Raw genomic sequence first — 24,161 nt, 5'->3', positions numbered from 1 at the left:
CGAAACGACTTCTAGTCCCGGCGGTGGCAGCGCTGGGATTATCGGCATTCGGCCTCGCGTCTACGGCGGGTGCTGCGCCGTCTCCGTTGGGAGCGAGCAGCGAAAAGATGACCGCAAGCGGTGCGCAGAGTTCCGTGATGCTCGTCCGCAATGGCGGACGTGGCGGCTTCGGCGGCGGCGCTGGCTTCAGAGGCGGCGGCGGGTTCGGAGGTGGTGCCGCATTCCGTGGCGGTGGCGGCTTCAGAGGCGCCAGTCCCATCGGTTCGCGATTTGGCTATCGCGGCGGGTTCCAGCGCGCGGGCTTCGGTCCCGGCTTCAACCGTGGTTTCAATCGTGGCTTTGCGCGGCCTATCGGGTTCCGTGGGGGCTACTACGGTGGCGGCTGGCGTAGGCCGGCGGCCTTCCGCGGCGGCTATTACGGCGGCTGGCGTAGGCCGGTAGCCTTCCGCGGCGGCTGGTACGGCGGCTGGCGTCGCCCGGTTGCGTATTATGGCGGCTGGCGTCGTCCCATCGTGTATGGCGGTGGCTGGGGCTGGCGTCGTCCCATCGTGTATGGCGGTGGCTGGGGCTGGCGTCGTCCCGTCGTGTATGGCGGCGGCTGGGGCTATCGCGCGCCGGTGATCTATCGCCCGGTTGTCTACAGCTCCGGTTGGTATGGTGGCGGCTGGCGTCGTCCGGTCGTGTACTCGGGTGTTGGCGGTTGCGCGAGGCCGGTGGTGATTGCTCGTCCGGTCTATAGCGGTTGCGGCGGCGGCTGGGGTGCATCCGGCGTCGGCTTCGGCGGCGGCTGGGGCGGCGGCTATGGCGGCGGCTGGGGCGGTTCCGGTCTTGGCGTGAGCGTCGGCTTCGGCGGCGGCTGGTAAAATCAACTATCTGCTTGCATCAAATGGAGCCCCGACCGCAGGGCCGGGGCTCTTTTTATTCGCGACGTTGTCAGCCCAACTAGTTTAGTTCGACGTCCGATGCATGCGGATGCGAGCAAACGTCGGCAATTGATCTTCGTCGCGTTCGCCAAAGCGGGCGCCGAGATAGGCTGCGATAAGCCCGGCCAATATTGCGGCGAACGTCCAGTAGGCCACGCCAGCGATGGCTTGCCGCGTCCCTTCGACCGCTTTTTGCACCGTGTCTCTCGCCTCCTGGATTGTCGTGTTCAACGCGGATTCGGCTTCGCCAAGACGACGGCGGGCCTCATCAGGTGGAACGTTGGCCGCGCGCCCGAGGGCAGCAACGAGCTGATCGCGCTGCTGAGGTGTCCACTGATCCTGAGTAAGCCGTTGACCGACAAGCCGCGTGATGTCCCGGATTGCGCCTTGATCGACCTGCGCACCCGACGGAATGCCAAGCCTCTGCCGAACATTGTCCACGAGCCCGGTCGGGACATTAGCCGCTGCGCTCCCAACTGCTTCACCTGCTCCGGCGGCCGTGGTGATCGCTCGGTCAGCGACGTTGCCGACTGCGGACACGGCGCCGGTCGCCGCGCGGATGATGGGAGGAACGAACGCAAGCGCCACCACCAGCGTGGTGATCGCCCAAACGCCGAGCGCGTAAATCGCGGCGCGCTTGCCGGTGAATGTCCAGGCCAGGGTGCTCGCCACGAATCCTCCAATGAACAGGCTCACGGCGGTGGAGGCGATATACCAGATCCCGGCGACGCCACCGATGGTCATGAGAGCGTCGGTCGGCCCCGCCTGATCGGGAACCGAACTGGCGGTGACGGCCAGCCCGAGCACGTGGAGCATCGCTGCCACTGAGAGCCCGACGAGAGAGCCGAAGAGAATGGCGCTCCATGATACCGCGCGCCAATCCTCCCCTTCGTGGATGCGCGATGTGTCGTAAGTCGTATCTGCCATTTTTTCGATTTCCTCTGATTTGTTTGCACATATCAATTGGGTCAATGCGGTCTTCGGAAAGAAGTTGCCCGCGCGCCGGCGGAATTTGATGATTAGATAAGAGTAAATTTGAGGGGTGATATCCGTTGTGCCGGACTGATCTGGGAACGGTGAACGATCTTCGCTGTTAGGCGACAAACGGCAGGAGAAGTTTGCATGCGAAGTTTCTGCCTTGTCCTTTTTGTTGTCATCGCGACGAACGCGGCGTCACACTCGGCACGGTCATCCGGCAGCGAAGCGCGCTCGGGCGAACCGCCGCAGGAGCAGATGAAGGCCGATCAGTCTCCGCCGGAGCGAACCGTGCTTTGGCGGGCCGAAAGCGTGATGGGCAAAAACGTCATGACGCGCGCGGGCGAGCGCGCAGGGCGGGTCGTCGACGTCCTCGCGGACGGCTCGGGCGCGGTGCAGGCGGCCGTCGTCGAAGTTGGCGGATTTCTCGGCGTCGGCAGCCGCCGCATCGCCATCGCCTGGCCGGACCTGCATTTCGCCTCCGACGGGCGCGACGTGCTGGTGGTGGAACTTCCGCGCGAACGTCTCAGCGAAGCCCCCGAGGTGAAAACGGGCAAGCCGGTTGTCGCCATCGGTGCGAATTCCGCGAAAGGCCGAGGCGCTGAAGGAACGAATTAGCGCCACGCAGGATGCACCGGAGCAGCCGGACCCGGTGCCCACGGCAGACACGAAACGCAAGTCTCCCTCGCGTGAAAGCCTGCGCGGCCTCGACTGGTTCGCCTTTTTCCTCGGCGACATCCAGACCGGCTTCGGGCCGTTTCTCGCCGTCTATCTCACGTCCGAGAAGTGGACACAGACGGATATCGGCCTCGTGCTGTCGGTCGGGTCCATTGCCGCGCTGGTGTTTCAGGTGCCGGGCGGCGCGCTGATCGACAACGTGCGGTCCGAGCGGCGCGCGGCGGGCGGGGCCGTGGCGGCCATCGGAGCCAGCGCGTTCATCATCGCCGCGTTGCCGGTGTTCGCAGCCGTGGCGTTCGCGCGCGTGCTTCATGCGGCCGGAACGGCGGTTGTCGCTCCAGCGGTCGCAGCGATCAGCCTCGGGCTCGTGGGGCGCGAGGGGCTTTCCCCCCGCCTCGGACGCAATGCGCGCTACGCCGCCGCAGGTAACGGAACCGCCGCGCTCCTGCTCGGCGCTTGCGGCTATTTCTGGTCGGCGCAGGCGGTGTTTTTCGTGACCGCGTTCTTCGCAATCCCCGCGATTACCGCGCTTTGGTATATCCGCGAGGCTGAGGTGGATGTCGCGACGGCACACGGCGGAAGCAGCGAACCGGAGGCTTCGAGCGTCCCCGCCGGGCTTTCGATGCTCCTTCGAAAGCGCGCGTTTCTTGTGTTCATCGCCATCATCGCGCTTTTTCAGATGGCGAACGCGCCGCTTCTGCCGCTCGTCGGCTCGGAATTGACCACGCGCGCCAGCCAATGGGCCGTCGCGCTGATCGCCGCCGCGATCGTGCTGCCGCAGATCATCGTTGCGTTGTTTTCTCCGATGGTGGGGCGGCTTGCGAAGCGGATCGGGCGGCGGCCGCTGCTGCTCGCGGCGCTCGGCGTGCTGCCGATACGCGCGGCGCTGTTCGCGGTACTGGACGGCGCGGTGCCGCTGGTCGCGATCCAGATGCTTGATGGCGTTTCGGCGGCGGTGCTCGCGGTGCTGATCCCGCTTGTGATTGCCGACATTACTTTCGGTACGGGACATTTCAATCTGGCGCAGGGCGTCGTCGGCATGTCCATCGGCTTGGCGGCGGCGATCAGCCTGCCAGCCGCGGGCTATATCGCGGACACTCTCGGACGCCCTTCCGCCTTCTGGTGGCTTGCCGCTACGGGCGCGCTCGGCTTCATCGTAACGCTCACGCTGATGCCGGAAACGCGCCCGAAAGAGGAAATCACTTGAGGAGGTTGGTCTTCGCCGTCATGTCGAACGACAGCTTGCCGACAAAGGCCGCGCCACACCACTTCGAGCCAAGCCCGCTCGCATTGATGTCCGTGATGTTCTTCGTGCGGAAGGTTGCCGTGTCGTCGCCCGTCAGCACGTTGCACTGCGCTTCCGACAGGTCTGTGTCGTAGTAGCGAAGGTCGAGCGTCATCACGTCATAGGTGAAGGCGAGGCCCGCATTCCACGTCGCATAGTCCGGCAGCGGAATGTTGCCGTAGAAGTCTTTCGTGTCACCGAAGAAATAGTTGCCCCATTCGCCCGAGATGTACCAGCCGAGACCATCGGGCAGCAAGTTCTTGTCGGGCAGCACATATTTTGCGGTCCAGGAGGCGTATGTGCCGGGCGCGCCCGTATTCAGCCATGAGGGCGAATAATAGGCCGCGACACCGAGCGTGAGCTTGTCGTCGGGCGTGTAGGTGGCCTTGCCGTAGACTTCGTAGAAGTCGAGCCGCGCTTCCAGCGTATTGCAGCCGCCGGTCGGCGTGTAAAAGCCGTTCGTGCAGTTGAGATACGCAGGCTCAAGACCGTTATAGGTGCGGCCGCCGGGATACCAGTAATACCAGAACCCGAAGTCGAACACGACCTTGTCGAAGGTTGGGCGCACGCCGCCGTAGAAGTCAACTTCGGCGAAGGCATCGTTCGGAAAGTCGATCTGGTAAATGCTCGTGCCGGCGTAGAACTGCACATCCTTCTGCGGCGTGTAGCGGAATTCGACATAGGAATTCCACGAAGGATTGCGGTTCGACTGGCTGATGCCGCGGAACACGTAATCTGTTGCGGCGCCCGCGCCGAAAGCGACATCCCAATCGGGATAGGTCGGCTCGGCCTTCTTGTCCTCGGCCTTTTCTTCCTTGGCGTCCGCACTCTTTTTCGCGGCTTTCGCGGGCTTTGCCGAGCTTTCCGTTTTTTCGGTGCTGGCTGAATCGTCTTCCGCCGCCATCACGTTTCCAGCGAGAAACAGGGAAAGGGCGGCAAGCAAAAGCGGTTTGCTCATGTCGGTCTCTCGATTGGCCGCCGGGCGCGGCAGAATGATCGGACGCAAACTTGCTCAACCATAGGAAGAGTCGCGATTCGCTAACAACCTGAAAGAGAGCGTAGACGTAGACGCGCAACCGCTAGTGGTAAAAATACATCGGGAAAGGCGTTTGCCGTTTTTGTAGTCAGGAGATGCGCCCGTCAGTGAAGCACGCGCCCGGCGACCGCCGCGCGGACCTCCTCCATCATGTCCTCCGCGTCATGCATGATCGCGGCCTGCGCAAGCAGATGCTCCACGCCGGAGCCGCGCACCTGCTCCGTGCGCACGTCCGTCAGCACCGGGATCGAAAAGGGCGAGGCGCGCGAGAGTTCGATGAAGAGGAAGCGGTCGCGATAGCGCGTCAAAAGCTCGGACAGGCGCTTGAGGTCGAGCAATTCGCGTTCGGCATCGCGCCGCGTCACCTTGAGCAGGATGTGGTCCGGCTCGTGACGGCGCAGCACGTCGTAGATGAGGTCGGTCGAGATCGTCATCTGCCGCATGGACTTGCGCGCCGCGTTGTTCTGCTGCTCGACGAGGCCGGTCACGGTCGCGACATGGCGGAAGGATCGCTTCAGCATCGGGCTTTCGAGGATCCATTCCTCCAGTTCGTCGCCGAGGATGTCGGGTGCCAGAAACTGCGCAACGTGATCGCTCGTCGCCGGGGCGATATGCGAGACGACGAGGCCGTAATCGGTGATCTGGAAGCTGATCGGCTTCAGCCCGAGATGCTCCATCCGCCGCGTGATGAGCATGCCGAGCGTCTGGTTCGCGCGACGGCCCGCGAAGGTGTAGAACACCGTGCGGTAGAAGCGCCCTTCGAGGAAGTGCTCCACGAGGAGCCGGTCGGCGCGCGGGATCGCCGAGAAGCGCGCCTGAAGGTCGAGCCATTCGCGCACGTCAGGCGGAAGCGTGCTCCACTGCGCCGGATCGGCAAGCAGATCGCGCACGCCATCCGCGAGGAACGTGGACAGCGGCATCTGCCCGCCGGAATAGGCCGGCACCTTCGGCTCGCCGCCCGCCGCGGGGCGCGCTTCAAGCGTCATGTCGCGGACGCCGACGAAGGCCAGCAGTTCGCCCGCGAAGAAAAACGTGTCGCCCGGCGTCAGCCCTTGCGCGAAATATTCTTCCACTTCGCCGAGTACGCGCCCGCCGCGCCCCTTGCCGGACAGCCGCATCACCCTGAGCCGCGCCGCCTCCACGATCACGCCGATATTCTGCCGATGCCGCCGCGCAACATGCGGGTTAGCGATGCGGAAGCGGCCGTTGGGCAACGCGGTGAGGCGCTTGTAGCGGTCGTAGGCCCGCAGCACATAGCCGCCGTCGATGGCGAACTGGAACAGCCGGTCGAACGTCTCGCGCGGGAGATCGGCGTAGGGGAGCGCGGTGCGAACTTCGTGGAACAGCGCGGCCGGGTCGATGGGGCCGCTGCACGCGCAACTGAGGATATGCTGCGCCACCACGTCGAGCGAGCCGGGGCCGGGCGCCTCGCCGTCGAGTTGGCCCTTCTCGATTGCCGTGAGCGCGGCGCGGCATTCCAGCGCCTCGAAGCGGTTCGCGGGCACGAGAAACGCGCGGCTCGGCTCATCGAGCCGGTGGTTCGAGCGGCCGACGCGCTGAAGCAGGCGACTGACGCCCTTCGGCGCGGCCACCTGGATCACGAGATCGACGTCGCCCCAGTCGATGCCAAGCTCCAGCGCCGCTGTCGCCACCACGCTGCGGATCTTGCCCGCCGCCATCATCGCCTCGGCCTTGCGGCGCTGCTCGCGACTGAGCGAGCCGTGATAGACCGCGATCGGCAGGTTTTCCTCGTTCGCGTCCCAAAGCATTTGCAGCATGAGTTCCGCCTGCGCGCGCGTGTTCACGAAGACGATGGAGGTGCCAGCGCGGCGGATCGCGTCGTAGATTTCGGGCACGGCGTAGCGCGCCATGAAGCCGCCGTATGGCATGCGCGTCTCTTCCGGCACCAGCAGGCGAATATCCGGGTCCATCGGCAGCCCGGATTGCAAAAGCGCGGCAGGCACGCCGACCGGGCCGAGCCACGCCGCGAGCGCGGCAGGGTCCGCCACCGTTGCCGAGAGGCCGAAGCGTACCGCCTGCGGCGCGAGCGCGGCGAGGCGCGACAGGGCGAGCGCCGTGAAATCGCCCCGCTTCGTCGCCGCAAAACTGTGCACCTCGTCCACGATCACCGCGCGAAGCCCGGCGAACAGGCGTTCCGCGTCGGGTGACGAGAGCATCAGCATCAGGCTTTCGGGCGTGGTGAGGAACAGGTTCGGCGGCGCGCGACGCTGGCGGGCGCGCTTCGATTGCGGGGTGTCGCCCGTGCGGCTTTCGACGCTCACGGCGAGGTCCATCTCGGCGATGGGACGCATGAGGTTGCGCTCAATGTCGTTCGTCAGCGCCTTCAGCGGCGAGATGTAGAGTGTGTGGATGCCTTGGCTACGCGTCTCGTGGATGTCGATGAGGCTCGGCAGGAAGCCGGACAGCGTCTTGCCGCCGCCGGTCGGCGCGATGAGCAGCGTGGAGCGGCGCTCGCGGAACGCCTCGACCATCGCGCGCTGCCATGGCCGCGCCGTCCAGCCGCGCGCCGCGAACCACGCCTCGACATAAGACGGAAGCACATGTTCGCCGTCGTCGCCCGAAGCGCCGTCTCGCGGGTTAGCCTCTTGCAAATTCTCGGATGTTCGTCGTTTCGCCATGGGGAAAACTCTACCGATCCGGGTTAATCCATGGCCGCACAACGCACATCGTTCTTGTTTTGTACCAGAGTTCTCGATAAGATCAAGCGGCTTGCAATCAAATGCGTGAGTGAGGGTGATGACAGACGCAGCCAGATCCGTCCCCGACCTGTTCGGAGAGAATGACAAAGGTCATGAGGGGACGGTACGCATTCTCGATCTCCTTGAGAAGCTCGCCGCCGCCGAAAGCCTGCAAGGCGCGGCTGCGGCGGCTGGCGTGCGCGAAGACCAGATGCGCGCGGGGCTTCGGCAGGCGGCGTCACTGATCCGCCGCGAGGGGACGCCGGCTGACGACTGGCGCGAATTGTCGGTGGCGGAAGCGTTGTCCATCCTCGCGGACCATGGGATCGGGCAGGGCAAAAAATGAGGTTAAACGTGCGGGATGGGACGAAGGCCATGAGATTTGACGGCAGGAAATTTCGGGGAGTGGGCTTTTCGGGGCAATGATCCACCCGCGCGAGTGGATGGAGGTGCGCTCCGAGGGTCTTTATTGCAAGGCGGGCGGCTTCTTCATAGATCCCGTTCGGCCGGTCGATGCTGCCATCGTCACGCATGGACACTCGGACCACGCGCGCAGCGGCCACGCGAAGGTCGCCGCCACGCCGGACACGCTCGCCATCATGGCGTGCCGCTACGGCGAGGGCTTCGCGTGCCAGCGCGTCGATCTTCCATATCGCCAGCCGATTCACTGGGGCGAGGCGCGCGTCACACTCTACCCGGCGGGGCATATCCTCGGCGCGGCGCAGGTGCTGATCGAACATGGCGGCGCGCGGCTTGTCGTCTCCGGCGATTACAAGCGCACGGCCGATCCAACCGCGCGGCCGTTCGAGCTTGTGCCGTGCGACGTCTTCGTAACGGAGGCAACCTTCGGCTTGCCGGTTTTCTGCCACCCAGACCCGCAGCGCGAAGTAGAGAAGCTGCTGAACTCGCTCGCGATCTTCCCGCAAAGCTGCCACGCCATCGGCTGCTACGCGCTCGGCAAGACGCAGCGGCTCATCGCGGAACTGCGCCGCGCGGGTTATGACCGCCCCATTTATCTTCACGGGGCCCTGATGAAGCTGACCGAGCTTTACGAGGCACGCGGCGTGGCGCTCGGCCCTTATGAGCCGGTGACGCCCGCCAACCGCAAGGCCCTCGCGGGCGAGATCGTGCTCTGCCCGCCGTTGGCGCTCGCCGACCGGTGGTCGCGCTCGCTCCCCGATGTCATTCCCGCCGCCGCGTCCGGCTGGATGCAGATCCGCGCGCGCGCCAAACAGCAACGCGTGGAACTGCCGCTCATCATCTCCGACCATTGCGACTGGCCGGAGCTGATCGACACCATTCGAGAGACGGGTGCGGAAGAAATCTGGGTCACGCATGGCCGCGAGGAGGCGCTCGTCCATTACTGTCGGAAGCTCGGGCTTCGGGCGCGCGCGCTGTCGTTACTCGGCTACGAAGACGAGGAGGCGGAATGAGCACCACGGTTTTGTTTTGCGCATGCCCGGCAGAATCCGCTAGCGTCGGCCCATGACCGCACGGCTTCTCGACCGCGAAAGACAGGACGAAGACGCGGGCGAGCTTTCGCTGCGTCCGCAACGTCTGGCCGAGTTCATCGGGCAGGCGCAGGCGCGCGCGAACATGAAGGTGTTCATCGATGCGGCGCGCGCGCGCGGCGAGGCGCTGGACCATGTGCTGTTCGCGGGCCCCCCCGGCCTCGGCAAGACGACGCTCGCGCAGATCGTGGCGCGCGAACTCGGCGTGAATTTCAAGATGACGTCCGGTCCGGTTATCGCCAAAGCGGGCGACCTCGCGGCGCTGCTCACAAATCTCGAAGATCGCGACGTGCTTTTCATCGACGAAATCCACCGGCTCAACCCGGCGGTGGAGGAAATCCTGTACCCGGCGATGGAGGATTTCCAGCTCGACCTCATCATCGGCGAGGGTCCGGCGGCGCGCTCCGTGCGCATCGACCTCGCGAAGTTCACGCTCGTCGGCGCGACGACGCGGACGGGGTTGCTCACCACGCCGCTGCGCGACCGTTTCGGCATCCCGATCCGGCTCAACTTCTACACGGATGACGAACTCGAAGAGATCGTGCGGCGCGGCGCGCGTGTTCTTCACATGACGATGACGGCGGATGGAGCGCGCGAGGTGGCACGCCGCAGCCGGGGCACGCCGCGCGTTGCGGGCCGTCTGTTGCGCCGGGTGCGCGACTTCGCGGCGGTCGGTGGAGTGGACGAGGTGGACCGCGCGGTTGCCGACGCCGCGCTCGGCAAGCTCGAAGTGGACAGCCTCGGCCTCGACGCCATGGACCATCGCTATCTCCGGTGCATCGGCGTGAACTACGGCGGCGGCCCGGTCGGCATCGAGACGATCGCCGCGGCGCTTTCCGAGGGCAAGGATGCCATCGAGGAGGTGATCGAGCCCTATCTGTTGCAGCAGGGGTTCATCGGGCGGACGCCTCGCGGGCGCGTGCTCACATTGAAGGCGTTCCGGCATCTCGGCCTGGCCGCGCCGCAGGCCATTCGCGACCAGCAAATGCCCCTGTTCGACGGTTCGCGCGAAGGCTGAGTCGCTTTCTCGACTCGCGCTTTTGGCGCTTGTCAAATTTCTCCCACAGGTTTCACACAGAGGATTTCGTAACCTCGCCGCTTTTATAATGACAAGGCGGCGGGAATGACCTTTTATAAAGACAAGCAGCGAGTATGCTGCACGGGTTCCACCACGTGGTTTCAAATGCCACGCTGGATGGAACAGAACGCCTGACGATTAAAGTTTAGCGTACGTCAGGCGCTTCTGTTACTTTTTGTAAAGCTCCCTGTCACATAAATTTGTTGGTTCGGCCGCCCTTTCAGCGAACGCTATCATCAATTAGCCTTGATCCGAAACGACCCTCCGGGATGTAGACGGGACAAGTGCTCTCTATTATTGTGAAGGCCATGAGCAACGCGCAAAGCACCACGAAAACGAGTTTCTCGGCCCTTGGATCGTTGGCACGCGCCTCCTTGTACGGGGCGCTGATGGCCCTGCCGCTGTGCGGCCTCGTCTCGTTTTTCGAGATGACGCGCCCGGCTCAGGTGTCCGGCGCTGGTTTTTATGCGATGCAGATGGCGGAAGTCCAGTCTGTCGCGCCGTCGCAAGCGGACACGCAGTCTTGGCGGTCGCGCCCGGCGGTCACCCGCTTCACGGGCGTAAGCGCCGAACGGAAGTCGGACGAAATGCCGGTCACGCCGGTGCTGTCGTCGAGCGACGCGCTCAAGGCATTCGCCGATGCGCCGTCGGCACATCTCCGGCCAGGACTTTACACCGAATTCGTGACGAACGATCACCGCCGTCTGGCGCTTCTGATCGTCAGCCGCGAGCAGATCACCGATCAGGTCATCCCCGACAACGCCAAGCTTATGGCGATAACGGAAGCCGCAACCGGCAATGTGGTAAGCTTCGCGTGGGGTCGCTGGGTCTATCGCGTCGCGATCGAAGATAAAGGCATGGAGCCCGAAGCCCCGGTCGTACAGAAGCGGATTTAGCCGGGCTCACCCTACAATCGGACATGCGATGTCGGCGCGGGAGCGATCTTGGCGCCGATTTTCATATGGTGCGGCCGTCCTGCGTTCGGAGCGTGAGGCGAAGTCCGAGGTTCACGAAACCGGGTCTTTTTCAGTCGGTGGCGCGCGCCCTCGTGAGATGTTTGGAAGATTTTTCAGGATGGCGTTGGCATCGCCGGTTCCATCCTTTCTGACCTGCAGAAGGTCTCCGGACATGTCGGTTGTCCCGGTGTCCGCTGGCGTCGTGCCGAAGAATTGCTGACCGGCGCCATCCTCCACCACGATCTCGTCCAACGTCTCACTTCCGTTAAGCGGGGTGACTGCTCCTCCAGCGACAACCTTCGCTGAGGTCGCGGAGGTAAAAGTGTAGGAACAACGAGAAAGCGACGAGCGCTGAAGCCAGTGACTGCGCCGGGATGCTGATCTGTCTGCCGGCGCTTTGCTGCGCAGACTGCGCCAAAACACTATCGAACGACGTTCAAAAGAAGAAAACGACCCCCGCGACGCAAGCCGCGATGGCTCTCGGCGCGCGCTTTACGCGCACGCGTGCCTTACTCATGCCCCAACCCCTTGCCCAGTTTCGAGGAGGCGGCCCAGCGCCTCCATTTACGGAGACACCAGGCGCGGGCGGAGTAATTAGCGGCTACGGTCCTTTTTTTGGGGGCGGTGCTAGTGGTCCGATTCCGACATTTGCATCCGTACGCAGCACCTCGTGAACAAATGTCGGAATCATAAGGACCACTAGCAACGTGATAATTTTATTGGAGCTTTTGAATTTTACATTTGAACGAGAGCTCGCTGCAACCGGGACTCAAATGTCAAATTCGCTCCACTAGTTGGCCACGAGCGCGGTGAACAGGCTCGTTGCGCGGATCACGCGAAGATCGAGGCTTTCCGCTATGGTGTCGAGCGCATCGTCGATGCGATTTTTCTCGAAAACTGCGGTGATCCTCTTCTGGCCGGCCACGGCGCTCAGGAGGTCAATGCGTCCGAGACGATAGCGGCGCAAATCCGCCAGCGCGGCTTCGAGCGGCGTATCGATCGCGCCGCCAGGCCTGAATTGCGTCGAGATCAACGTTTGAAGGAGGCGAGACGGCTTTCATTCAGGCGAACGAACGCATCCTGCACAGCGTCGTCTGCGGAAGACGCCGATAATCCTCGCCGTTGCAATTTGCGCTTCAGCCTAGCTTGCTCGTTCGAGTATAGAGCGGCGATACCGAAATGATCGATGGTCATGATAAGGAAGGTGGCCAAACGCACAAAAACGATTATTGCGTGAATATCGCAAGAAAATTTGTTACGCAATATCAATATATTATAACTATTATAATAGTACCGTCCTCGGCGCGCTGTTCCTTGGTGTCCGTCTGAAAACATGTCGCAGGCATTGGAACCGGTCGATGTGTACGAACGAGAGCCGCAGTTTATCCGAGCGCATCCGGCTTCGCTATCCGAGCGACTTGACCGATGAGAAATGGGCGCTCATTGAGCCGCTGATCCCGCGCGTTGCCGCCCCGGCTGTCGAAGCGGTACAAATCCACAGCTGCGGCCATCGTTCGTGCGCTTGTGGAAGGCGCAAACTATGCGCACCATAATCCGAAAGAGGCCGCCGCGACGTATGTGCCGTACACAGCTGGCTCGGTCGTTGCCGAATTGGTTTCTGACGATGAACGGCGCACGCTCAGCATCTTCTCGTAAGGGTCGACGCGCTCGGTTCGTTGCCGCTCGATGTTGCGAATCGCTCCACCGAAGCGGCGACTGCACCGTGATACGAGGCGCAGCGATCCTTCGAGCACTCGACGCGCCCAAGCATTGTTGTTTAATGTTGTCGTAGCCTAAACCGCAATGGGTCAGCGCACTGCCGGGTTGGTAAAGCTCGAAAGCGTCTCTACGTCGCCCGTCCAAGTGTAGGCGGCAATGAGCGGCTCGTCGCCCGTTTCCATCACATGCACGATGTTCGACGGATGAGAATGAACGAGCCCGGCGCGCGCTCGTGTGTCACGCCCTCCGCCGTCCAGCGCGCCGTACCGCTCAGCACATAATAGGTTTCTGCAAAGCCCCTGCTTCGCCACAGAAGTTTGCTCCGATCATCGGCGTCCACGCGACTGCGGTTGCGCTCAAGACGATTCCTGCGCAGCGGCTTTGCTTTTATCGCCTGCGGCCTTGTGATGCGCGACCGTTTGTTCATAATGATGATCGACATACTACCTCGCAGCCACATGGCTTCCTCTCGGGAGCGCCGTGTCGGACTGCTATTCGGGGCAGAGAGCGGTGGCTGATAACTATTACTCGCAGGACATTCACGGGCCGTTTCAGACGGTAGACATCGGCGATTTCGAACTCGAAAGCGGCGGGAAGCTTAGAAATCTCAACTTGGCCTACGCGACCTTTGGAACGCTCTCTGAGAAGAAGGACAACGCGATCCTCTTCCCGACTTGGTACTCGGGCACGAACAAGATCCTCGAACTGGCTTACATCGGCGAAGGGCGCGCGCTCGATCCCTCGCGCTATTTCATCATACTCGTGAACCAGATCGGCAACGGCCTTTCGGCCTCGCCCAGCAATACGCCGATCCCCTTCAACGCGGCCGCTTTCCCGAGCGTCACGATCGGCGACGACGTGCGGGCTCAGCACAAGCTCGTGACGGAAAAATTCGGCATCGAAAAGCTCGCCCTCGTACTCGGCGGCTCGATGGGCGCACAGCAAACCTACGAATGGGCGATCCGCTTCCCCGACGCGGTCCAGCGCGCGGCGCCCATCGCCGGACTGGGGCGCGGGACGCCTTACACCAAGCTGCTCGTTGAGACATTCATCGAAGCCATCGCGAGCGATCCGGCCTTCGATGGCGGGTGGTATGCGGACAAGGCCGCCGTGCAGCGGGGCCTTCGTCGCCACGCTCGCCTGTTCGCGGCTTCCGGGTTCTCGCCCGCGCTATACACGAACGAGGGCTGGCTTGATCTGGGCTTCTCTTCCGCTGAGGACTTCCTGCGCGGCTTCCTCGAAGGTCACTTCCTCCCGCAAGATCCGAACAACCTGATCCTGCTCGCCCGAAAATGGCGCGATCACGATGTCGGCCGCAACGCTGGCGGCAGCCTCAAGGAAGCCTTCGCCCGGATCACGGCGAAGACTTTCGTCATCGCCATCGAAAACGACGCGTTCTTCCCGCTCAAGGATGTCGCCGCCGAGCAGGAACTGATCCCGGACAGCGAACTGAAGCTGGTTTCGTCCGACTGGGGCCATCTCGCTCTTTTCGCGACCGAAGCCGCGTATCGCGAAACGGTCGACGGCTACCTGAAAGAGCTTCTCGCGCAAGCGTAAGCAACCCTCCCCCAGTGCAAGAAAGGCCTGCCATGACAATTCCGGAAGACCGCCCTCCGATCGATCCGTATCCGTTGAGCCCCTATGTGGCGTGGGCGGGCAAGCGCAATCGCGGTCCGATCCTTGATGCCTTCAAGACGCTGTTTCCCGCTTCCGGCGACGTGCTGGAGCTTGCAACCGGTAGCGGCCAGCACATCAATTTCTTCGCGCCGGAATTTCCGGGGCTTCGGTTCCAGCCGTCGGATTACGATACCGATGTCTTCCCCGCGATCCGCAGGAACAGGGATGAAGTTGGCAACACGAATGTCCTCGACCCGGTGAAGATCGATCTCACCGATCCATCGACGTGGCCCGAAGCCAATAACCCACTCTACGACGTCATCTTCGTCATCAACATTTTTCAGGTCGCGCCCGTCTCCATCGCGGACGGTATTGCGGCCCTTGCCGCGCACGCACTCAAGCCGGGTGGCTTCGTTGCGATCTACGGACCGTTCAAGATCGACGGTGCCTACACGACGGCCTCGAACGAAGAGTTCGACAAGGAAATCCTCGCAGCGAAAGTGCCCGAGTGGGGCCTGAAAGATGTGCGCGATCTCGAAAAGGCGGCGAGCAAGCACGGGATCGTTCTGAAGCAGCGCCTCGATCTCCCCGCCAACAACTTCATCCTCGTTTTCGGTCGGGAATAGAGCGGGCATCATCTTGAAACAGAGGCGGTTGCCTTGAATGGCAGCAGCCGCAATCGACCCCACATCCTGGGCGCAGGCACGCAGCCGCGCCCAGGAAAGGTCTTTCATGGCGAAACAGGTTTCTAAAAGACGGTCGAAGCAGGGCGTCGCCGTCGTTGCGGGCGTCGGCACACCGAACGGGCTCGGGGCGGCGCTGGCACGCCGTTTTGCGTCTGAGGGTCTTCACGTTATCATTGCCGGACGAACGCTCGAACGGCTTGAAGCAGTCGCCGCCACCATCCGCGATGCTGGCGGTGTCGCCACGCCAGTCGCAGCCGATGTCACGCTCGACGCCGATGTGCGCCGCCTTTTCGACCTCGCGGACAAGAAGAACACGCTCGAACTCGCGGTCTATAATGTCGGGAACAACGTCGCGCTGCCGCTGCTCGAAACGCCTCCCGACATCTTCGAATCTTTGTGGAAGCAGAATGCATTCGGCGGCTTTCTTTTTGGGCGCGAGGCCATGCAGCGGCTGGTGTCGCGCAACAAGGGAACCCTGATCTTCACTGGCGCAACAGCGTCGCTTCGGGCGCGGCCACCGTTTGCGGCGTTCGCCTCCGCAAAGGCCGCCTTGCGTGCGGTCGCCCAAGGGCTCGCGCGAGAATTCGGCCCTGAGGGCATCCATGTGGCCCACGTGATCATCGACGGTGTGATCGACGGCGACTATGCGCGCGGACAATTCGCCGCCTACGTCGAGTCAAAGGGCAAGGATGGCCTCCTGGAGCCTGACGCAATTGCGGACGCCTATTGGACGCTGCATCGTCAGCACAAAAGCGCCTGGACGCATGAACTCGATCTGCGTCCATTCAAGGAAACATTTTAACCCGAGGAGAAACCCTATGAGCATCAAGAAAGTATATCTCTACGCGGAAATACAGGTTGCCATCCCCTTCAACGACATCGACTGGCCGTCCATCAACGTCGCGATGAAGAAGGAGAAGGGGCTGAAGAGCAAAACCTGGCTCGCCGGCATCAACACCCATTCCATTGGCGGCTTCTACGAATTCGACAGCGTTGAAAACGCGAGGGCCTACGCGGAAGGTTATCTCGCGGCCGCGGCGAAGCAACTCGGCGGAACCCTTTCGGTCAAGCTGTTCGACGGCGACGTGGTGGCCGATGCGAGCCGCGAGATTTCCTCGCCCTATTATGCTGCGGCCGAGAAGAAAGAGGGCAAAAGCGACAAGAAGAAGTAAAACACAGCTCCCGGATCGTGCCGCGATAGCGCCGGTCCGGGAGATTTTCTGTCCAGCGTCTCGGCGCTGATGCACCACAGGCCTGGCCAGCGGTGACGCCATTCATGCGCTACAGACGCTTCGGCAGCGAGACGCACCGCGCGGCCGAGGTCTGTGTCACGCAGCGAGAGCCTGCTCCAGATCCCAGATGAGGTCGTCCACGTCCTCCGTGCCGACGGACAGTCGGATCTGGTTCGGCTTCACGCCCGCGAGCAGTTGTTCCGCTTCGGTAAGTTGGCCGTGCGTGACGGTCGCCGGATGCACGATCAGCGATTTCGAGTCCCCCACATTGGCGAGGAAGGAGAACAGCTTCACGCTTTCGATGAGCTTCTTTGCGCGCTCGAAGCCGCCCTTCACGCCGAAAGTCAGAATGGACCCCGGCCCCTTCGGCAGATATTTCCGCGCAAGCTCGTGGTGGGGGCTGCTCGCAAGGCCAGGATAGTTCACCCACTCCACTTCCGGGTTTGCCTCAAGCCATTCGGCGATGGCCTGCGCATTCGCGATCTGGCGCTCCAGCCGGAAGGACAGCGTCTCAAGTCCCTGCAAGAAGAGGAATGCGTTGAACGGGCTCAGGCTCGCGCCGAGGTCGCGCAAATAATGCAATCGCGCCTTGATGATGTAGGCGATGTTGCCCACGCCCGGATAGTTGCCCCATTTGTCCCAATGGACGAAGCCGCTATAGGCCGGGTCGGGCGTCGTGAAGTCGGGGAACTTGCCGTTCGCCCAGTTGAAATTGCCGCCGTCCACGATCAGGCCGCCGATGCTCGTGCCGTGGCCGCCGATAAACTTCGTTGCCGAATGCACCGAGATATTCGCGCCGTAGTCGAACGGGCGGAACAGGTAGGGTGTGGCGAAGGTGTTATCGACGATGAGCGGGATGCCGTTCCGCTCGGCGATGCGCGCCACGGCTTCGAAGTCGATGACGTTGATGTCGGGGTTGCCGATGGTTTCGACGAAGAGCGCGCGCGTCCGCTCATTGATGGCGCGCTCGAAATTGTCGGTGTCGGCAGGATCGACGAGCGTCGTCCTGACGCCGTGCTTCGGCAGCGTGTTCTGGAACAGGTTGAACGAGCCGCCGTAAAGGGTCTTCGCCGCGACGATCTCGTGGCCCGCATGCGTGATGTTCAGGATGGAATAGGCCGTCGCCGCCGAACCAGACGCGACCGAAAGCGCGCCTGTCCCGCCTTCCAGCGCCGCGATGCGGTTTTCGAGCACCTCGTTCGTCGGGTTGGTGATGCGCGTATAGTCGAAGCCGAATTCCTCGACCGAACTGATGGCCTTGGCCGACGCGAAATCCTTGAACACGAAGGACGTGGTCTGATAGATGGGCACCGCCCGCGCGCCAGTCACGGGATCGGGCGTCTGGCCAGCGTGAAGCTGCTGCGTGGCAAAGCCGTATTTGCGCTCGCTCATGATGTCCTCTCAGGAGAAATAGGTTTCGGGGTCGATGCGGTAGGGATCGAGGCTCTCGTCCGCGTCGATGCGAAGCGCGCTGTTGAAGACGTTGTTCACGATCATCAGCGCGCCGAACACGGTGAGGTCCACGATTTCGGCCGGCGAAAAATGCGCCGCGAGGCGGGCGTAAAGCGCGTCGCCGATGCGGTTCGGGTCTTTCGCAAGCTGCCAGCCGTAATCCCAGATCGCCTGCTCGCGGGGGGCGAGGTTCAGGTTTTCAGGGTCTTCGCCCCAGCCGATGATCGCGCGGCGCATGAAGGTGGTGCAAAGCTCGCAGGCATTCGCGCGCGAGATGGCGAAGCAGAACAGCACTGCCTCGCGCTCTCCGAGGAATGGCTTCACGCGGTCGAACAGCTTGTACCATTCGAGCACGGCGTCGAGCGCCACGGGCGAATGCAGCAGCACCGCCTTCATGTTGGTGAGTGCGTGCGTCTTGATGAGGGCGTCGTGCCGTCGCCGGATGTCGGGCGGCGCGGTTTCGAGATCGACGGGCGGGATGCGGGACATGGCGTTTTCCTATGATTTTGTGGGGCGACAGACCGTCTCCACCGCATCGATGACGATGTCGGCGATGCGGGACAGGTCCGTGTCGGTGGTGGTGAGCGGCGGGGCGAGGCAGATCGTGTCGTTCACGATGCGGGTGTAGAGGCCGCGCGCCAGAAGTTCGGCACGCAGCTTCGATGCGATGCGGAACTCAGGAGCGAAGCGCGCGCGTGTGCGCCGGTCGGCGACAAGTTCCACGCCCGCGAGCAGGCCAAGGCCGCGCACCTCGCCGACATGGGGGTGCCAGCCGAGAGCCTCGCGCAGACGGCCGAGCAGAGCCCCCCCTTGCCCGGCCGCCCGCTCGACGAGGCGTTCCTCGTCGATAATACGCAAGGTCTCCAGCGCAACGGCGCAGGCTACCGGATGCGCCGAGGCCGTGAAGCCGTGCCACCAACGCCGGTCTGACTCTGCGCCGTCGAGCACATCCTTGATGCGCGCACTGATGCCTATGCCGCCGAGCGGGACGTAGCCGCTGGTGATGCCCTTGGCAAACTGCACGATGTCGGGCGCGATGCCCCAATGCTCGAGGGCGAACCATTTGCCCGTGCGCCCGAACCCGGTAATCACCTCATCCGCGATGAACAGCACGTCGTGGCTGTCGCAGATTTCGCGGATGCGCTCGAAGTAGCCGTCCGGCGGCACGATGACGCCACCTCCGCCGCCTTGAACCGGCTCCGCGATGAATGCGGCAACCGTTTCCGGCCCTTCGCGAAGGATGGCAGCTTCCAGCAGATCCGCCGCCGCCTCACCATCGCCGTCGAAGCGGTATGGATAGGGCGACGGGATATGCAGGAACCCTGGCAGGCGCGGGCCGAAGCCCTCGCTGAACTCATCGACTCCGGTTGCGCTCGCCGCCCCGATCGTCGAGCCGTGATAGGACCACTCGCGCGCGATGATCTTCGTCTTCGCCGGTTTGCCTTGCGCTCGCCAGAACCAGCGCGCCGTGCGGATCGAGGTATCCGTCGCCTCGCTGCCGCTCGTGGTGAAGAAGAAAGACTCAATCCCCGCAGGCGCAATCTTCTTGAGCCGCTCGGCAAGCCGGATCGCCGGTTCGTGTGTCGCGCCCGCATAGGCCGTGGCGAAGGCGAGCGTGGAAAGCTGGCGCGAGGCCGCCTCCACAAGCTCCCAGCGCCCATGCCCAAGATGGACGTTCCACATGCCGGACAGACCGTCGAGATAAGCGCGGCCTTCCGTATCGTAGAGTGTCGCTCCTTCCCCCCGGCTCCAGATGATGGGGTTTTGCTGTTCCGATGGATGATGCTGGGGATGCAGAAGGTGGAGGCGGTCAGCCTCCACCCACGCGGCCGCTGTCGTCGGCCTCTTGATGTCAGACATTGCAGCGGCTACTCGGCGGCGACGGCAGCCGGAGTAGCGGATTCGTTCAGATCCTTCTGGATGACGTCCAGCACTTTGGGCGACCTCCAGCGAAGGATGACGAATTGAAGCCCGCCGATCAGCAGGAGCCCAAGGAAGACATAGGGCAGGATGTTGAGCGGATAATCCGGGACCGGATAGAGCACGCCGATGACTGGCAACGTCAGGAGCAGGATCGACAGCACCGAGACCAACACGTGATGGATGCGCAGTTCGCCGCGCGACCTGAGGAACACCGGCGCGGCGATGGCGACGAGGATGTAGGTTGTGAGGAAGCCGAGCGTCGCGATGGTTCCGAGATAGGCGAAGACATCGAGCAGGCCGATGCCCGCGCCGATCAGCGGCAGGGCGAGCAGCGCGGCGATGGCGGCGGAGATGGCCACGGCCACATGCGGCGTCGCGTGCGTTTCATGCGCATCGCCCGCGCGGCCGAAGATGATGCCATGCCGCGACAGCGAGTAGATGATGCGCGCACCCGCGTTGATGCTGCCGAGCGCCGACGCGAAGAAGCTTGCCGCAACGCCCGCCGCGATCAGAAGGCCGAGCGGTTCCAGGCCGACGCTCGTCGCGAGAACGGAAAGCGGCGCGTCCACCTTGTCGAGACCGGTTGCGGCGCCCTGAAAGGCGGCGACGAGCACGTAACCTGTGAAGACGAAGAAGAGACCGACGGAGAGCACCGTCACAATCACAGCGCGGGGAATGACGCGCAGCGGGTTCCTCGCCTCGTGACCGAGCACGGTTGCGCCCTCGAAGCCGACGAAGCTGAAGAAGGCGAGCACGAGGCCGAGCCGCACTTGATCCGCGGTCACGCCATCGAGACGAAGCTGGGCGCTATCGACGGGGTTCGGCGCGCGGAGGAGCCACAGTACGGCAATCGTTAGGATAGCGATGACCGTAACGGCTTCGAGCGTGAGCGTCAGGCGCGTGGAAAGCTTGATGCTTCGCCACGCCACGTAGAACGCGATGAAGACCAACAGGGCGGCGATTGCAACCGATGCCGCCACATCCGCGAATGGCCCGAAAACGGCATGCAGCACGACGAGCGCATAATTCACCGCGCCCGCTACGACCGCGCCCGCCGTGAAGAGATAGGCGATCACGAGCGACCAGCCGGTGATGCTGCCCCAGAATGCGCCGAGGCCCTGCCCCGCGAAGGTGTAGAGCGCGCCGGGCGATGCCGAGCGGCGGGAAAACGCGGTGATGTTGAAAGAGAGAAGCAACAGCGCGAGCGTTGCGAACAGATACGCAAGCCAAAGCGCGTTACCGGCGGTCGCGAAGACGCCGAGAAAGACGAAGGCGGGTGTGCCAGATGGCGCAATGATGCCGATGGCCTGAGCGACGACATCGAGAAACGACAAATGATCGCGTTTAAGCGACCCGCGAGGCGCGCGGGAGTCCGTAGACATGATTCCATGCTCCGTTGACGGCAGACAGATTGTGCGGGGGAAGGCCAAGGGGTCTGGCCGGCGGTAGCGCTACGCCACCGCCCGACTACACGGGTCTGCTGCTCCGGCAACGGCGGGCAAAAAGAGGGCGAAACCGGCAAAGCCGCTCACTTCCCTCCATGGCAACGCGATGGACATGCGCACTGCTCCGCCCAGGTTAATGCCAAACGATTATAGAAGTTATCGACGTTTAACAACAAAATTCTAAATCGCCGCTAATATTTTCGGCATATTGAAATATTTATGGCCCCGCATACGCCATTTCTAGGAATTTGTCCTATTTTGAGCCAGGGGTGGGGTTTTCGCTTAGCTCGGGGATCTCGCAAAACTCAGCGCGAGCATCGCAAGCGCGCCTCGTCGAGGATCACGATCCGGTCCGGGGCAACCTCGATCAGGCCCTTCTCGCGAAACCGTTCGAGCGTCGCGGAAATCCACTGGCGGGTCGCACCGACCAGTCGTGCGAGCTCGTCCTGCGTCAGCGTGCGGTTTATGATTATGCGGTCGCCGATGCGCTGGCCGCCCATCTCGGCCATCAGCAGCAGCAATTGCGCGAGACGTTCGGCGGCGGAACGCGTACCCAACATTTGAATGAGGCTTGAGAAACACTTGCCCTTGTGCGCCATGGCTTCGACGAGCGCGACGGCGAGGCGCGGCCGCTGCTCGATCAGAGCGCGCATTCCGGTGCCTGGAACAACCAGAACCTCTGCGGCCTCTTCCGCCTGCCCCGACCACATATGCTGGCATTCGCCGAAAATGTGCGGGCCGCCGACAAAGTTACCCGCCGACCAGTAGGCAAGTGTCAGTTCGCGCCCGGATGGTCCGAGATAATAGACGCGGATTTTCCCGCACAGGATTACGAAAATGCCCTCGTGCGCTTCACCCTGTCGGAAGACCGCCTCGCCCGGTGCAAACGCCTTGACGCACGACACGGCGAACAACGCCGCGATGTCATCTTCATCGAGGCCGTGAAAAAAGTTCGGGTTTGCTCCTCCCTCCTCTTCCAAGGCGCGAAGATGCAGCGAGAAGTCGGCGCCCGGCGGTATGCCCGCACTCAACCAACCGGCAAAAATAGAATATTTTTCCATATGAGCAGCTCTTCGGCGCGCTAAAGGGCAATTAGTTGCTGGCTTATAGCTCAGTTTCCATCAATTTTGTAGACGTTAAAAATTGGAGATTGATGTGGTCGCCCTGCTCAAGGAAATCTATCGCGCCGAGCCATCCTTCGACGAAGTGCTGGCGAAACATCCCCGCTTCCCGCGCCTGATCGCGCGAAAGATCGACGTGCAACGCCGTGGCGTGCACTACACGGAAGCTGCTGAAAAGGCCGTCGATCCAGCCGTGCACCAGTTGCGCAGTCCCTACATCTTCGGCTCACGCGACGGCGAGATCAAACCGCTGCCGGAGTCGCTGCTGCTGCGCGATGGCACGACCATTCTCGTCGATCCGACCCCGCTGGACCAGAACCCGTATGTCGTCGATTACCGCGACGGGCGCTTCGTGCTGGTGGACGGCGGCGAACAGCTCGAAGAGGTCGATCTGTGGCCGAAGCCCGTCTATTACGACAAGCTCACCACATCCGGCCTGCCGATGAGCCACATCGTGAGCGCGCGCCCGCAGCGGCTGAACGTGTTCCAGTCGAGCTTCTGCTATTTCTGGGCCGACAAGGAAGGCTGCCAGTTCTGCGATATCGTCACGCACACGAAGCAGCAACGCGAGGAAATCGGCGTTCCGAACAGGCTTCGCCCCGAGGACGTCAAGGAAACCATCGCCGAAGCGCTGAAGGAGCCGGGCCGCTTCACCAATCTCTGCCTCACCGCCGGTTCGGTGACCAAGGGAAAGGAAATCTTCGACCTTGAAGTCGAGTTTTACATCGAACTGCTTCAAGCCATCGGCGAGAACTTCCGTACGAAGAAATTCCCGAGCCAGCTGATCGCGTCGGCCTTCAACGAGAAGCAGCTCGCGCGACTCTATAATGAGACTGGTCTGACGAGCTACACGACCGACCTCGAAGTGCTGAACGAAGAGCTGTTCGGCTGGATCTGCCCCGGCAAGGCGCGGCAGGTAGGCTATCAGGGCTGGAAACAGCGGCTCGTGAACGCGGTCGACATCTTCGGGCGCGGCAATGTCGGCACCGGGATCGTCGGCGGCGTCGAGACCGCGCAGCCCTCCGGCTTCAAGAGCGAACATGACGCGCTGCAATCGACGCTGTCCGAGGCTGACTGGCTCGCGGCGCGCGGCGTGACGACCGTCTACATCGTCTGGGTGCCGCGCCCCGGTTCGGCCTTCCGCGACCAGAAAGCGCCCTCGCTCGATTACTTCATCCGCCTCGCGCAAGGGCTTCAGGACATCCGCGCGAGCCACGGACTGAAGGTCGATTTCGACGACTATCGCCGCTGCGGCAACCACCCCGATTCCGACCTCGCACGCCTTCAGTAGGACGCCACCATGCCCGCAACACTTTCCCCCGACGTGATCGCGCTGCTCGACAGCGCCGCAACGATCAAGGTGCTCGCCACCGTCGATGCGAACGGCGCGCCCGATGCCGTGGAGAAACCGTCGCTGCATCACGGTGGCGACGGCACGATCCATGTGCTCGAATTCCTCGAAACCTCGGCGGCCAACCGCAACCTGACGCATACCATCTGGTACGGCGGCTCGGTTTCCGTCGCGCTGCACGGGGCGGACGGCCACCGCGTGCAGATCAAGGGGCGCCCGGTGAAGCTGCATATCACCGGCCCGCTGTTCCAGAGCCATTATGTGCGCTCCCGCGAGACGCTCGGCGACGTGGATCTCGCGGGCGTCTGGGTCATCGAGCCCGACGAGGTGATCGACGAGCGCTTCGAGAAAGTCCGCGCTCGCGAGGATGCGGCGCACCCGGATTTCATCCACCTCGACCGCATCGCCGTTTAGACGCCGACCGACCCCCGCGCAATCGAAGGGCCGTTTCCGCTCCGGCGGAAGCGACCCCGG

The 24,161-nt window shown here is 63.0% G+C and carries 23 protein-coding genes and 1 pseudogene; 14 read left to right on the top strand and 10 right to left on the bottom strand.

All coding sequences use genetic code 11. From position 1 onward, the window contains the following. Positions 1-107 precede the first annotated feature (107 nt). Complete coding sequence (locus tag RVAN_RS20840) at positions 108-863, top strand: hypothetical protein (protein WP_174261949.1); 756 nt, start codon at positions 108-110, stop codon at positions 861-863. An 84-nt stretch (positions 864-947) separates the two neighbouring features. Here the strand turns inward: RVAN_RS20840 and RVAN_RS10565 are convergent, their stop codons facing one another. Next, positions 948-1,850: a hypothetical protein gene (locus RVAN_RS10565; RefSeq protein WP_013419710.1), complete on the bottom strand. Its 903-nt coding sequence runs from the start codon at positions 1,848-1,850 to the stop codon at positions 948-950. A gap of 195 nt (positions 1,851-2,045) precedes the next feature. On the opposite strand from RVAN_RS10565, the gene RVAN_RS10560 reads away from it, so the two are divergent. Further along, entirely contained in the window at positions 2,046-2,516 is a 471-nt protein-coding gene (locus RVAN_RS10560) for a PRC-barrel domain-containing protein (protein ID WP_013419709.1), read from the top strand. Further along, positions 2,473-3,783: an MFS transporter gene (locus tag RVAN_RS10555; RefSeq protein ID WP_013419708.1), complete on the top strand. Its 1,311-nt coding sequence runs from the start codon at positions 2,473-2,475 to the stop codon at positions 3,781-3,783. The genes RVAN_RS10560 and RVAN_RS10555 overlap by 44 nt, the downstream gene beginning before the upstream one ends. On the opposite strand, the gene RVAN_RS10550 is transcribed toward RVAN_RS10555, so the two are convergent. After that, positions 3,776-4,819, bottom strand: coding sequence for a TorF family putative porin (locus RVAN_RS10550; RefSeq protein ID WP_013419707.1), 1,044 nt, complete (start codon positions 4,817-4,819; stop codon positions 3,776-3,778). The genes RVAN_RS10555 and RVAN_RS10550 overlap by 8 nt on opposite strands. Before the next feature lie 182 nt (positions 4,820-5,001). Beyond that, positions 5,002-7,536 (bottom strand): ligase-associated DNA damage response DEXH box helicase, encoded by a 2,535-nt coding sequence (locus RVAN_RS10545; protein ID WP_013419706.1) that lies wholly within the window; start codon positions 7,534-7,536, stop codon positions 5,002-5,004. A gap of 118 nt (positions 7,537-7,654) precedes the next feature. Between RVAN_RS10545 and RVAN_RS10540 the strand changes: the two genes are divergently transcribed. The 4 genes from RVAN_RS10540 (at position 7,655) to RVAN_RS10525 (ending at position 11,081) form a co-directional block, all read left to right on the top strand. Beyond that, complete coding sequence (locus tag RVAN_RS10540) at positions 7,655-7,942, top strand: hypothetical protein (protein WP_013419705.1); 288 nt, start codon at positions 7,655-7,657, stop codon at positions 7,940-7,942. A gap of 76 nt (positions 7,943-8,018) precedes the next feature. Continuing rightward, on the top strand, positions 8,019-9,029 hold the full coding sequence (locus RVAN_RS10535; RefSeq protein ID WP_013419704.1) for a ligase-associated DNA damage response exonuclease: 1,011 nt from the start codon (positions 8,019-8,021) through the stop codon (positions 9,027-9,029). 52 nt (positions 9,030-9,081) lie between these two features. After that, a complete protein-coding gene (gene ruvB, locus RVAN_RS10530; protein WP_013419703.1) occupies positions 9,082-10,125 on the top strand; it encodes a Holliday junction branch migration DNA helicase RuvB in 1,044 nt (347 codons plus the stop codon). 449 nt (positions 10,126-10,574) lie between these two features. Further along, on the top strand, positions 10,575-11,081 hold the full coding sequence (locus tag RVAN_RS10525) for a hypothetical protein (protein WP_155942420.1): 507 nt from the start codon (positions 10,575-10,577) through the stop codon (positions 11,079-11,081). A gap of 111 nt (positions 11,082-11,192) precedes the next feature. Here RVAN_RS10525 and RVAN_RS10520 read toward each other — a convergent pair whose 3' ends face one another. Then, positions 11,193-11,393 (bottom strand): hypothetical protein, encoded by a 201-nt coding sequence (locus RVAN_RS10520; protein WP_041787476.1) that lies wholly within the window; start codon positions 11,391-11,393, stop codon positions 11,193-11,195. Between the two features lie 538 nt (positions 11,394-11,931). After that, entirely contained in the window at positions 11,932-12,174 is a 243-nt protein-coding gene (locus RVAN_RS10515) for a hypothetical protein (protein WP_041787474.1), read from the bottom strand. 325 nt (positions 12,175-12,499) lie between these two features. On the opposite strand from RVAN_RS10515, the pseudogene RVAN_RS20215 reads away from it, so the two are divergent. From RVAN_RS20215 to RVAN_RS10480, 5 genes and pseudogenes are all read left to right on the top strand, one after another. Then, positions 12,500-12,601, top strand: a pseudogene (locus RVAN_RS20215) (transposase); the annotation flags it as partial. A 769-nt stretch (positions 12,602-13,370) separates the two neighbouring features. Then, positions 13,371-14,417 (top strand): alpha/beta fold hydrolase, encoded by a 1,047-nt coding sequence (locus RVAN_RS10495; protein WP_041788955.1) that lies wholly within the window; start codon positions 13,371-13,373, stop codon positions 14,415-14,417. 32 nt (positions 14,418-14,449) lie between these two features. Then, positions 14,450-15,103, top strand: a complete 654-nt coding sequence (locus RVAN_RS10490) for a DUF938 domain-containing protein (RefSeq protein ID WP_013419698.1) — start codon at positions 14,450-14,452, stop codon at positions 15,101-15,103. 37 nt (positions 15,104-15,140) lie between these two features. Beyond that, positions 15,141-15,965 carry an SDR family oxidoreductase gene (locus tag RVAN_RS10485; protein WP_013419697.1) on the top strand — a complete coding sequence of 275 codons (825 nt, stop codon included), beginning with the start codon at positions 15,141-15,143 and terminating at the stop codon, positions 15,963-15,965. 16 nt (positions 15,966-15,981) lie between these two features. Continuing rightward, a complete protein-coding gene (locus tag RVAN_RS10480; RefSeq protein WP_013419696.1) occupies positions 15,982-16,335 on the top strand; it encodes a YdhR family protein in 354 nt (117 codons plus the stop codon). Positions 16,336-16,491: 156 nt separating this feature from the next. Here the strand turns inward: RVAN_RS10480 and RVAN_RS10475 are convergent, their stop codons facing one another. From RVAN_RS10475 to RVAN_RS10455, 5 genes are all read right to left on the bottom strand, one after another. Then, on the bottom strand, positions 16,492-17,787 hold the full coding sequence (locus RVAN_RS10475) for an O-acetylhomoserine aminocarboxypropyltransferase/cysteine synthase family protein (RefSeq protein WP_013419695.1): 1,296 nt from the start codon (positions 17,785-17,787) through the stop codon (positions 16,492-16,494). A 9-nt stretch (positions 17,788-17,796) separates the two neighbouring features. After that, the gene (locus RVAN_RS10470; RefSeq protein ID WP_013419694.1) at positions 17,797-18,336 is read right to left on the bottom strand and encodes a carboxymuconolactone decarboxylase family protein; all 540 of its coding nucleotides are present in this window, start codon (positions 18,334-18,336) and stop codon (positions 17,797-17,799) included. A 9-nt stretch (positions 18,337-18,345) separates the two neighbouring features. Continuing rightward, positions 18,346-19,707: an aspartate aminotransferase family protein gene (locus RVAN_RS10465; protein ID WP_013419693.1), complete on the bottom strand. Its 1,362-nt coding sequence runs from the start codon at positions 19,705-19,707 to the stop codon at positions 18,346-18,348. An 8-nt stretch (positions 19,708-19,715) separates the two neighbouring features. Next, a complete protein-coding gene (locus RVAN_RS10460) occupies positions 19,716-21,152 on the bottom strand; it encodes an APC family permease (RefSeq protein WP_013419692.1) in 1,437 nt (478 codons plus the stop codon). A 368-nt stretch (positions 21,153-21,520) separates the two neighbouring features. Further along, positions 21,521-22,276, bottom strand: coding sequence for a Crp/Fnr family transcriptional regulator (locus RVAN_RS10455; RefSeq protein ID WP_013419691.1), 756 nt, complete (start codon positions 22,274-22,276; stop codon positions 21,521-21,523). 94 nt (positions 22,277-22,370) lie between these two features. Between RVAN_RS10455 and RVAN_RS10450 the strand changes: the two genes are divergently transcribed. Both RVAN_RS10450 and RVAN_RS10445 read left to right on the top strand, forming a co-directional pair. Then, complete coding sequence (locus tag RVAN_RS10450; RefSeq protein WP_013419690.1) at positions 22,371-23,627, top strand: radical SAM protein; 1,257 nt, start codon at positions 22,371-22,373, stop codon at positions 23,625-23,627. Positions 23,628-23,636: 9 nt separating this feature from the next. Further along, on the top strand, positions 23,637-24,101 hold the full coding sequence (locus tag RVAN_RS10445) for a hypothetical protein (RefSeq protein WP_013419689.1): 465 nt from the start codon (positions 23,637-23,639) through the stop codon (positions 24,099-24,101). Positions 24,102-24,161 lie beyond the last annotated feature (60 nt).

The organism is Rhodomicrobium vannielii ATCC 17100, assembly GCF_000166055.1.
GTDB lineage: Bacteria > Pseudomonadota > Alphaproteobacteria > Rhizobiales > Rhodomicrobiaceae > Rhodomicrobium > Rhodomicrobium vannielii.
The sequence above is the reverse complement of the archived record's forward strand: the minus strand, read 5'-3'. Positions and strand labels throughout refer to the sequence as shown.

Excerpts from the sequence above, each read along its gene's own strand:
- RVAN_RS10480 (WP_013419696.1), top strand. The coding sequence starts at position 15,982 with ATGAGCATCAAGAAAGTATATCTCTACGCGGAAATACAGGTTGCCATC.
- RVAN_RS20840 (WP_174261949.1), top strand. The coding sequence starts at position 108 with ATGACCGCAAGCGGTGCGCAGAGTTCCGTGATGCTCGTCCGCAATGGC.
- RVAN_RS10540 (WP_013419705.1), top strand. The coding sequence starts at position 7,655 with ATGACAGACGCAGCCAGATCCGTCCCCGACCTGTTCGGAGAGAATGAC.
- RVAN_RS10475 (WP_013419695.1), bottom strand. The coding sequence starts at position 17,787 with ATGAGCGAGCGCAAATACGGCTTTGCCACGCAGCAGCTTCACGCTGGC.
- RVAN_RS10465 (WP_013419693.1), bottom strand. The coding sequence starts at position 19,707 with ATGTCTGACATCAAGAGGCCGACGACAGCGGCCGCGTGGGTGGAGGCT.
- RVAN_RS10550 (WP_013419707.1), bottom strand. The coding sequence starts at position 4,819 with ATGAGCAAACCGCTTTTGCTTGCCGCCCTTTCCCTGTTTCTCGCTGGA.
- RVAN_RS10535 (WP_013419704.1), top strand. The coding sequence starts at position 8,019 with ATGATCCACCCGCGCGAGTGGATGGAGGTGCGCTCCGAGGGTCTTTAT.
- RVAN_RS10490 (WP_013419698.1), top strand. The coding sequence starts at position 14,450 with ATGACAATTCCGGAAGACCGCCCTCCGATCGATCCGTATCCGTTGAGC.
- RVAN_RS10470 (WP_013419694.1), bottom strand. The coding sequence starts at position 18,336 with ATGTCCCGCATCCCGCCCGTCGATCTCGAAACCGCGCCGCCCGACATC.
- RVAN_RS10565 (WP_013419710.1), bottom strand. The coding sequence starts at position 1,850 with ATGGCAGATACGACTTACGACACATCGCGCATCCACGAAGGGGAGGAT.
- RVAN_RS10485 (WP_013419697.1), top strand. The coding sequence starts at position 15,141 with ATGGCAGCAGCCGCAATCGACCCCACATCCTGGGCGCAGGCACGCAGC.
- RVAN_RS10455 (WP_013419691.1), bottom strand. The coding sequence starts at position 22,276 with ATGGAAAAATATTCTATTTTTGCCGGTTGGTTGAGTGCGGGCATACCG.
- RVAN_RS10560 (WP_013419709.1), top strand. The coding sequence starts at position 2,046 with ATGCGAAGTTTCTGCCTTGTCCTTTTTGTTGTCATCGCGACGAACGCG.
- RVAN_RS10545 (WP_013419706.1), bottom strand. The coding sequence starts at position 7,536 with ATGGCGAAACGACGAACATCCGAGAATTTGCAAGAGGCTAACCCGCGA.
- RVAN_RS10445 (WP_013419689.1), top strand. The coding sequence starts at position 23,637 with ATGCCCGCAACACTTTCCCCCGACGTGATCGCGCTGCTCGACAGCGCC.
- RVAN_RS10460 (WP_013419692.1), bottom strand. The coding sequence starts at position 21,152 with ATGTCTACGGACTCCCGCGCGCCTCGCGGGTCGCTTAAACGCGATCAT.
- RVAN_RS10525 (WP_155942420.1), top strand. The coding sequence starts at position 10,575 with ATGGCCCTGCCGCTGTGCGGCCTCGTCTCGTTTTTCGAGATGACGCGC.
- ruvB (WP_013419703.1), top strand. The coding sequence starts at position 9,082 with ATGACCGCACGGCTTCTCGACCGCGAAAGACAGGACGAAGACGCGGGC.